This is a genomic window from Streptomyces sp. WAC05292 (genome assembly GCF_003949955.1).
Classification (GTDB): domain Bacteria; phylum Actinomycetota; class Actinomycetes; order Streptomycetales; family Streptomycetaceae; genus Streptomyces; species Streptomyces globosus.
This window is the reverse complement of sequence record NZ_RPSE01000283.1, coordinates 1-8,391: the sequence shown is the minus strand read 5'-3', so window position 1 is coordinate 8,391 and position 8,391 is coordinate 1. Positions and strand designations below refer to the sequence as shown.

8 protein-coding genes are annotated in these 8,391 nt (G+C 74.3%); 4 read left to right on the top strand and 4 right to left on the bottom strand.

Features of this window, described 5'->3' with window-relative positions; translation table 11 throughout:
- Nucleotides 1-90 precede the first annotated feature (90 nt).
- From ettA to EF903_RS23895, 3 genes are read left to right on the top strand one after another with little or no spacing between them, the layout of a single operon-like run.
- Entirely contained in the window at nucleotides 91-1,755 is a 1,665-nt protein-coding gene (gene ettA, locus EF903_RS23905; protein ID WP_125546406.1) for an energy-dependent translational throttle protein EttA, read from the top strand.
- Between the two features lie 8 nt (nucleotides 1,756-1,763).
- A complete protein-coding gene (locus tag EF903_RS23900; protein ID WP_125546404.1) occupies nucleotides 1,764-2,240 on the top strand; it encodes a thioesterase family protein in 477 nt (158 codons plus the stop codon).
- Complete coding sequence (locus tag EF903_RS23895) at nucleotides 2,237-2,962, top strand: hypothetical protein (protein ID WP_125546402.1); 726 nt, start codon at nucleotides 2,237-2,239, stop codon at nucleotides 2,960-2,962. Before EF903_RS23900 ends, EF903_RS23895 begins: the two co-directional genes overlap by 4 nt.
- 22 nt (nucleotides 2,963-2,984) lie before the next feature.
- On the opposite strand, the gene EF903_RS23890 is transcribed toward EF903_RS23895, so the two are convergent.
- The gene (locus tag EF903_RS23890) at nucleotides 2,985-3,389 is read right to left on the bottom strand and encodes a globin (protein ID WP_125546400.1); all 405 of its coding nucleotides are present in this window, start codon (nucleotides 3,387-3,389) and stop codon (nucleotides 2,985-2,987) included.
- Nucleotides 3,390-3,477: 88 nt separating this feature from the next.
- Here EF903_RS23890 and EF903_RS23885 point away from each other — a divergent pair, with 88 nt between their 5' ends.
- A complete protein-coding gene (locus EF903_RS23885; RefSeq protein ID WP_125546398.1) occupies nucleotides 3,478-4,536 on the top strand; it encodes a methyltransferase domain-containing protein in 1,059 nt (352 codons plus the stop codon).
- A gap of 25 nt (nucleotides 4,537-4,561) precedes the next feature.
- Here the strand turns inward: EF903_RS23885 and EF903_RS23880 are convergent, their stop codons facing one another.
- From EF903_RS23880 to EF903_RS35435, 3 genes are all read right to left on the bottom strand, one after another.
- The gene (locus EF903_RS23880; RefSeq protein ID WP_125546396.1) at nucleotides 4,562-5,557 is read right to left on the bottom strand and encodes an FHA domain-containing protein; all 996 of its coding nucleotides are present in this window, start codon (nucleotides 5,555-5,557) and stop codon (nucleotides 4,562-4,564) included.
- 44 nt (nucleotides 5,558-5,601) lie between these two features.
- Complete coding sequence (locus tag EF903_RS23875; RefSeq protein WP_125546393.1) at nucleotides 5,602-6,927, bottom strand: VWA domain-containing protein; 1,326 nt, start codon at nucleotides 6,925-6,927, stop codon at nucleotides 5,602-5,604.
- 132 nt (nucleotides 6,928-7,059) lie between these two features.
- Nucleotides 7,060-8,391, bottom strand: a 1,332-nt coding sequence (locus EF903_RS35435; RefSeq protein ID WP_260615840.1) for a PP2C family serine/threonine-protein phosphatase, incomplete at its 5' end; no start/stop codon positions are given.

Sequence of the window (8,391 nt, the reverse complement as noted above, 5' to 3'; positions counted from 1 at the left end):
GGCTCCGGGGCCACTGGTTTCCGCCTCGGGGTGGACGGCTGGCAAGATGGGGTGTATCTGCCCATCCATCGATCTGCCGGACGGTTTCTCTTGGCTGAGTTCATCTACACCATGCGCAAGACGCGCAAGGCGCACGGCGACAAGGTGATTCTCGATGACGTCACCCTGAACTTCCTGCCCGGCGCGAAGATCGGTGTGGTCGGCCCGAACGGCGCCGGTAAGTCCACCGTTCTCAAGATCATGGCGGGCATCGAGCAGCCCTCCAACGGCGACGCCTTCCTGTCGCCCGGCTACTCCGTCGGCATCCTCATGCAGGAGCCCAAGCTCGACGAGAGCAAGACCGTCCTGCAGAACGTCGAGGACGGCGTCGCCGAGATCAAGGGCAAGCTCGACCGGTTCAACGCCATCGCCGAGGAGATGGCCACGAACTACACGGACGAGCTCATGGAGGAGATGGGCAAGCTCCAGGAGGACCTCGACCACGCCAACGCCTGGGACCTCGACGCCCAGCTGGAGCAGGCCATGGACGCGCTGGGCTGCCCGCCCGCCGACTGGCCGGTCAACAACCTCTCCGGTGGCGAGAAGCGCCGCGTCGCGCTCTGCAAGCTGCTGCTGGAGGCGCCCGACCTGCTCCTCCTCGACGAGCCCACCAACCACCTCGACGCCGAGTCCGTGAACTGGCTCGAGCAGCACCTCGCCCAGTACAAGGGCACCGTCGTGGCGATCACCCACGACCGCTACTTCCTCGACAACGTCGCCGAGTGGATCCTCGAACTCGACCGCGGCCGCGCCCACCCCTACCAGGGCAACTACTCCACCTACCTGGAGAAGAAGGCCGAGCGCCTCAAGGTCGAGGGCAAGAAGGACGAGAAGCGCCAGAAGCGCCTCAAGGAAGAGCTGGAGTGGGTCCGCTCCAACGCCAAGGGCCGCCAGGCCAAGTCCAAGGCGCGCCTCGCCCGCTACGAGGAGATGGCCGCCGAGGCGGAGAAGATGCGGAAGCTGGACTTCGAGGAGATCCAGATCCCGCCGGGCCCGCGCCTGGGCTCGATCGTCGTCGAGGTCAACAACCTCTCCAAGGCCTTCGGCGAGAAGGTCCTCATCGACGACCTGTCCTTCACGCTGCCCCGCAACGGCATCGTCGGCATCATCGGCCCGAACGGCGCCGGCAAGACCACGCTGTTCAAGATGATCCAGGGCCTGGAGAAGCCGGACGCCGGCGAGATCAAGGTCGGCGAGACCGTCAAGATCTCGTACGTCGACCAGGGCCGCTCCAACATCGACCCGAAGAAGACGCTGTGGGCCGTCGTCTCCGACGAGCTGGACTACATCAACGTCGGCCAGGTCGAGATGCCGTCCCGCGCGTACGTCTCCGCGTTCGGCTTCAAGGGCCCGGACCAGCAGAAGCCGGCCGGCGTGCTCTCCGGCGGTGAGCGCAACCGCCTGAACCTGGCGCTCACCCTCAAGCAGGGCGGCAACCTGCTGCTCCTCGACGAGCCCACCAACGACCTCGACGTCGAGACGCTGTCGTCCCTCGAGAACGCGCTGCTGGACTTCCCCGGCTGCGCCGTGGTCGTCTCCCACGACCGCTGGTTCCTCGACCGGGTCGCGACGCACATCCTGGCGTACGAGGGCGACTCGAAGTGGTTCTGGTTCGAGGGCAACTTCGAGTCCTACGAGAAGAACAAGGTCGAGCGGCTCGGCCCGGACGCCACCCGTCCGCACCGCGCCACCTACAAGAAGCTCACGCGAGGCTGATACCGGCCATGGCCAGACACCACTACCGGTGCCCGCTCCGCTGGGCGGACATGGACGCCTTCGGGCACGTCAACAACGTCGTCTTCCTCCGCTACCTGGAGGAGGCGCGCATCGACTTCATGTTCCGCCTGGCGCCGGGCGAGGGCAGCGACTCGTTCACCGGCGGCTCCGTCGTCGCCCGGCACGAGATCGACTACAAGCTGCCCCTCGTGCACCGGCACGAGCCGGTGCTCATCGAGTCCTGGGTGACCCGCATCGGCGCCGCGTCCCTGACCATCCGCTACGAGGTCAAGGACGAGGCGACCGAGGACCGGCCCGAGACCGTGTACGTGCGCGCCGAGACCGTGGTGGTGCCCTACAACCTCGCCGAGGGGCGGCCGCGCCGCATCACGGACGAGGAGCGGTCCTTCCTGGAGAAGTACCTCGACGAGCCGGCGAAGGCGAAGGACGGGGCGAAGGCCTCCGAAGGGCGCCTCGCGGCATGACCGGGCTGCTGCGCTTCGCCGATCCCGGGGAGGCGGCGGACCTCGCCGCCTTCCTGGGCCGGCTGGTGCACTACGACCGCGCCGCCGCGGTCCGCCTCCAGGCGGGCGGCGGCGCGCTCGCCGTCTTCGGCCGGCCGCCGTCCTTCGACGTGCTGGCCGTCCGCACGGTCCGGCTCGCCGAACCGGTCGCCGCACCGCTGGACGTCACCGTCTCCGCCGGCGAACTGCTGGAAGCGGTCGACGAGGACTCCGCGGGCGCCCTGGTGCCCGCGGCCGTCACCGGCCCGCCCTGGGCCGGGGTGCTGCCGCCCCGCGGCGGCTGGCTGCCCGTGCCCGGACTGCCCGGGCCGGAGGCGATGCGGGCGGCCGTGGCCCGCTCCGTCGCCGAGTTCCGGGCCCGTGACGAGGCCCTCCCGCCGCAGCACCGGACCCGGTCCGAGCGGGACCGCATCGGCCGCGACATCTGGTCCCGCCCGCTCGGCGCCACCGAACTCCCCCTGCGCGCCGTGCACGCCGCGCACTCCCTGGGCTTCCTGCGCCCCGCCCGCGCCGCGGCCCCGGCCGGGCCCGGAGCCGTCGCCGCGCCCGCCGCCGAGGCCGACGCGGTCGCGCTGCTGGCCTCCGGGGGCTGGCTGCGGCTGCGCACCCCGTACGGCTCCGTCGCCCTGCGCCGCCCCGGCGCCGCGGGAGGGCTCGGCGCCCTCCAGTTCCGGCCCGTCTGAACCGGCCGGCCGCGGGCTCCCGTCAGTCCGCCGTGTTGACCATCGACGCCGCCGCGTACGTCAGGTAGCGCCACAGCTGCGCCTCGTGCTCCGGGGCGAGGCCGAGCTCGTCCACCGCGACCCGCATGTGCGCCAGCCAGGCGTCGTGCGCCGCGGAGTCCACCCGGAACGGGGCGTGCCGCATGCGCAGTCGCGGGTGGCCGCGGTTCTCGCTGTACGTGGTCGGGCCGCCCCAGTACTGCATCAGGAAGAGCGCGAACCGCTCCTCCGCCGGCCCGAGGTCCTCCTCCGGGTACATCGGACGCAGCAGCGGGTCTTCCGCGACCCCCTGGTAGAAGCGCCGGACCAGGCGGCGGAAGGTCTCCTCGCCACCCACCTGCTCGTAAAAGGTCTGCTCCTGGACCGTGCCGCGCGGATTCTCATTCACCCGACCATCGTCTCAGACGCCCGGACGGAGGACGGAGGTCTTAGGACCAGCGCTCGCCTCCCGGGGCCCGGCGCAGCACAGTGGACCCATGGGCGCACCAGCACCGCACTCCGGACACACCGGGCACTCCCGGCCCCGTGGCCCCGGCACGGCGCACGCCGTGGAGGAGGAGGGCGCACGGGACCTGCGGGGGGCGGCGCACGCCGCCCAGGTGCGTGAGCTGGCCGCGGCGGGCGTGCTGGAGGACCCCGCCTGGCGGGCCGCCTTCGCGGCGGTGCCCCGGCACGTCTTCGTCCCGTGGTTCTTCACGGTCCGCGGCGCGGGGCACGAGCGGTTGTGGGGAGAGGATCCGGATCCGGCCCGCCGCGCCCGCTGGCTGCGCGGGGTGTACAGGGACGCGCCGCTCGCGACGCGGCTGCGCGACGGCGAGCTCGTTTCCTCCAGCAGCCAGCCCTCGCTGATGGCGAAGATGCTCGCCGCGCTGGACGTGCGGGACGGGGACCGCGTCCTGGAGATCGGGACGGGCTCCGGCTACAACGCGGCCCTGCTGTGCCACCGCCTCGGCGACCACCTGGTCACCACGGTCGACCTGGACGAGGAGATCACCGAGTCGGCGCGGGCGCACCTGGCCGCGCTCGGCTACCGGCCGGTGGTGGTCACCGGGGACGGGGCTCGCGGGTGTCCGGCGCGGGCCCCGTACGACCGGATCCTGGTGACGTGCACCCTCCCGCGGATCCCCCGCGCGTGGCCGGCCCAGTGCCGGCCCGGGGCGCGGATCCTCGCGCCGCTGTCGACGGGGCTGATCGCGCTGCGGGTGCGCGACGCGGACTTCGCGGAAGGGCGCTTCCTGCACACGCCGGCGTACTTCGTGCCGCTGCGCGGGGCGGTGGCGCGGGCCCCGGGGGAGCCTCCGGGGCAGGGGATCCCGTACGAGCTGGTGGAGAACGAGCGCTTCCAGTTCATGCTGGGGCTGGCCGGGGGCGCGCTGCACCCGCGGGAGGCGCTGGACCTGTGGCGGGCGGAGGGGCGCCCGGCGCGGGAGCGCTTCGGCGTGACGGTTTCCGCCGACGGGCAGTGGGCGTGGCTCGACGACCCCCAGGGCCCTTACGTGTGGCCCCTGGGGGAGGCGGAGGACGCCGGCCGGTGAGCGCCGGCACCGGCCGGGCGGCCCGTCAGCCGCGGCGGATCGTGATCGTGGTCCAGGCGCCGACGTGGACGCGGTCGCCGTCGGACAGCGGCACGGGGACGTAGGGCTGGATCGGGTCCTCGCCGCCGTTGATGGTGGTGCCGTTGGTGGAGTTCTGGTCCACGACGGCCCAGCTCAGGTCGGGCTGCTGGACGAGCACCGCGTGCTGGTGGGAGACGCCCGGGTCCTCCGGCGGCACCGACAGGTCGATGTCGGGGGACTCGCCGGTGGAGCCGCGACGGCGCCCGATGGTGACCTGGCCGCCCGAGAGCGGAACGTGCTGCTCCGGCGAGTAGGCGGGCAGGTTCAGCCGGCCCGCCTCCGGGCCGCTGCGCTGCATCATGGCCAGGAAGTACGAGCGGTCGGGGGCGATCGTCACCGACCAGGAGGCGCCTCCGGGGTGCGGGAAGGACTGCTGGGCCCGGGGCTGCTCGTGCGCCTGCTGCTGCGGCTGGGGCTGGTGGGGGTGCTGTCGGGGCGGCTGGTACTCGTACGAGGGCTGCTGGTACTGCTGCTGCGGCGCCTGCTGCTGCTCGTGCGACGGCGGCGGCAGCAGCCAGTCGTCCTCCCGGGACAGCGGCTCGGCCGGCCGGTTCACCCGGGACGGCCGCGAGCCCTGGTACTCGAAGGGGTCCTGCGGGAAGGACGCGGGGGACGGCGCCGGCGGCGGAGGAGGCGTCCGCATCCCGGTGCCCCCGGCCAGCTGCTGCTCCGGTCCGGCAGGCGGCTGGTACGGGGTGGCCGAGCGGGTCAGGAAGTTGTACCGGCACTCCTCGCAGAACGGCGCCATGGCCTCGCGCGGGGTCCGGCACTGCGGGCACAGCTCCGCCTGGGCGGTCGGCTCACCGGCGGTGGGAGGGTAGCCGTAGCCGTAGGAGGGTGAGGACGCGGAAGACGCCCCCGCGGCGGCAGCCATGCGGTGGCCGCAGACCTCGCACCAGTCGTCGGAGGCGGACTGGTGCCCATTAGGGCAGGTCGGCATGGCGGCTCTTCCCCCTTCAGCCTGCCTCGTCGCGGCAGGTCCTCTCAGGTCTTCTTCACTCGGACGGTCTTGGTCGAACGCGTTTCGAGCGTCATCTCGTCGGCGTCCGCAACCTTCGCTTTCAGCCGCACAGTACCCGCCGCGGCATCGACGACATCCACCACCTTCGCCAGCAGGCGGGCCGTGTCCGCGTTCCCGGAGACGCTCGCGAGTTGCACCGCTCGCCCCAGCTTGGCCGTGGCACCATCGACATCGCCCAGTTTGCGGGCTTCCAGGCCCTGTTGGATAGCCTGCGCGAGCTCCGCCTGTCCCGTGTAGTGCGCGACCTGCGGATTGATGGCGGTGGAGGCCGCCGGGTCGGCCGTCCACACCGCCCGGACCAGGCCCTGGCCGAGCACGGACGGCGGCCCGCCCGCCGCCCCCGGCAGGACGAGGGAGGCGCGGGCGGCCAGCACCTCCTGGCCGACGGCGGCCGGGGGGACGTGCACGCACACGTGGTACTCGCGGCTCTCGTCGCCCCAGGAGCCCGTCGGGTAGTCGCCGGTGCGCGGGCCGGCCTCGGTGCGCCGGCCGCTGAGGTCCTCGACGCTCGGGGAGACCTGCTTGACGTACCGGACCTCCGCCCCGACCGGGGTCCACAGCCGCAGGGCCACGCCGGCGACCTCCTTGCCCATGGCCTTCTCCATCATCAGCGTGAAGTCCTCGGCGAGGTGGGCGGGGTCGGCGACGATGTCGGCGGACCCGAGCAGGGCGCTCGCGATGCCCTTGACCTCCCTGACCTCCCAGTCGGTGCCCACGCCGCGGGCGTCGCAGGTGAAGCGGCCCGCGCAGGACTCCAGGACGGCCTGCAGGGCGGCCGGGTCCTCGTGCTCGTTGCGGCCGTCGGTGAGCAGGATGCCGTGCCGGATCGCCGCGGGCGCCTGGCGCAGCAGGCCGTCGGCGAGGCGCAGCCAGGTGCCGATCGCGGTGCCGCCGGAGGGGGCGAGGCCGTCGAGGGCCTCCTTGGCGCGGGCCCGGGAGGCCGGATCGGCGACGGCGAGGCGGCCCTGCCCGGGGTAGACCTCGCGGGCGGTGTGGGTGCCGGCGACGACGGCGAACCAGGTGCCGTCCCGGAGGGTGTCGATCGCGGCGGCGGTGGCCTCGCGGGCGCCGCGCATCTTGTCCGGGGGGTACTCCATGGAACCCGAGCAGTCGACCATGACGACGACGGCGGCCGGGCCGCGGGCCGCGGCGGCGCGGGTGGCGGCAGCGCCGCCGGTGGAGGTGACCGTGAGGATGGCGTGCACCTCGCGCCCGCCCTCGGGGAGGAACTCGTTCTGGTACACCTCCACGCTGAAGTGCGGGGCGCTCGGCTTGGCGAAATTCGCCATGGGCGGGACTCCTCGGGTCCTGGGCAGGGCTGGGGGAGGGACTCACCTGTGCTGCTCGCGGAGGGACGGGCCCGGCCCCCCGGGGAGCGGTGTGGCCGGTCCGGCCTGTCCGGCGGACCCGGACCGGCCGGTTCAGGCCCCGGGGCGGGCTTCCGCTTCCGCTCGCGGGGCCGCGTCCGCGGCGGGCCCGTCGGCGGGCGGGGCCGCGAACGGCAGCACGGCCACGGTGACGTTGTCGTGGCCGCCGCCGTCGAGGGCGTGCCCGACGAGGACCTGCGCGCTGTGCAGGGGACGCACGGCCGCGTCCGCGGGCAGCACCCGGGCCATCTCGACGGCGGACTCGGCGTAGTTCCACAGGCCGTCGGTGCACACCACGACGACACCCGCGTGGTCCGGCCGGAAGGTCGCCGTGTGCGGCTCCAGCTCGTACGCGTCCGCCCCGAGCCAGCCGGTGATGGCGTGCGCGCGGGCGTCGGCGTACGCCTCGGCTTCGCCCATCAGGCCGGCCGCGACCATCTGCGCCGCCCACGAGTCGTCCTCGGTCAGGCGCCGCGGGAGCACCCCGCGGTCGTCCGGGACCCAGTACGCGCGGCTGTCGCCGACCCAGCCGACGGTCAGCAGGCCGCCGCTCACGACGGCGCCGACCAGGGTGCACGCCGGGGCGTTCTGCGCGCCCGGGACCTCCGGGGCGAGGGCCGTCACGGCGTCCGCCGCGGCGAGGATCGCCCGGTGCATGGCCTCCTTCGGGTGGGTGCCGCGGGGGAGGGCCTCCAGCAGGGCCTCGTTCGCCGCGGCGGCCGCGGCGGCCGACGCGTCGTCCGGCCGGCTGGCCGAGGACACGCCGTCGCACACGACGGCGACGGTGGCGGTGGAGCCGTCGGCCAGGGCCGTGGCGGCCACCGCGAAGGAGTCCTCGTTGCGGTGGTGGCGCAGCCCGCGGTCGCTGACCGCGGCGACGCTGCCGAGCTCCTCCTCCAGGTGGTCGCGCTCCCGCGGCTGGGCGTGGCCGCAGTGCTCGCAGTAGCCGTCGGTGTCGACCCGGCCGGCCCGGCAGGCGACGCACGTCCTCTTGGCCGCCGCCTCATGGCCGGGCGGGGTGCTGCCGTACGGGGCTTCGTCCGCGGCCGGAGCCCACGGGGAGGCGCCGGGCGCGCCGGGTCCGCCGTACGGCCGGTCGTGGCGGGTCTCGGCGCCGCCGTACGCGAGGTCCTGCACGGCTGCCGGATCCGCCGGCCCGGACGGCGCCGGGGCAGCGGGCTCCGGTGCGGGGGCGGCGGAGGACCCGGGCTCCGGGGCGGAGGCCGGGCCGGCGGGGTGGTAGCCGCCGCCCTCCCACCCGGTCGCGGCGGACCCGGCTCCGGCGTCCTGCGCGGCCGGCGCCTCCTGCGGGCCGGAGCCGGCCGCGTCCCACGCGGGGGCGCCGCCCGTCGGCCACGGCGGGGCCGGGGGCCGGCCCGCAGGAGG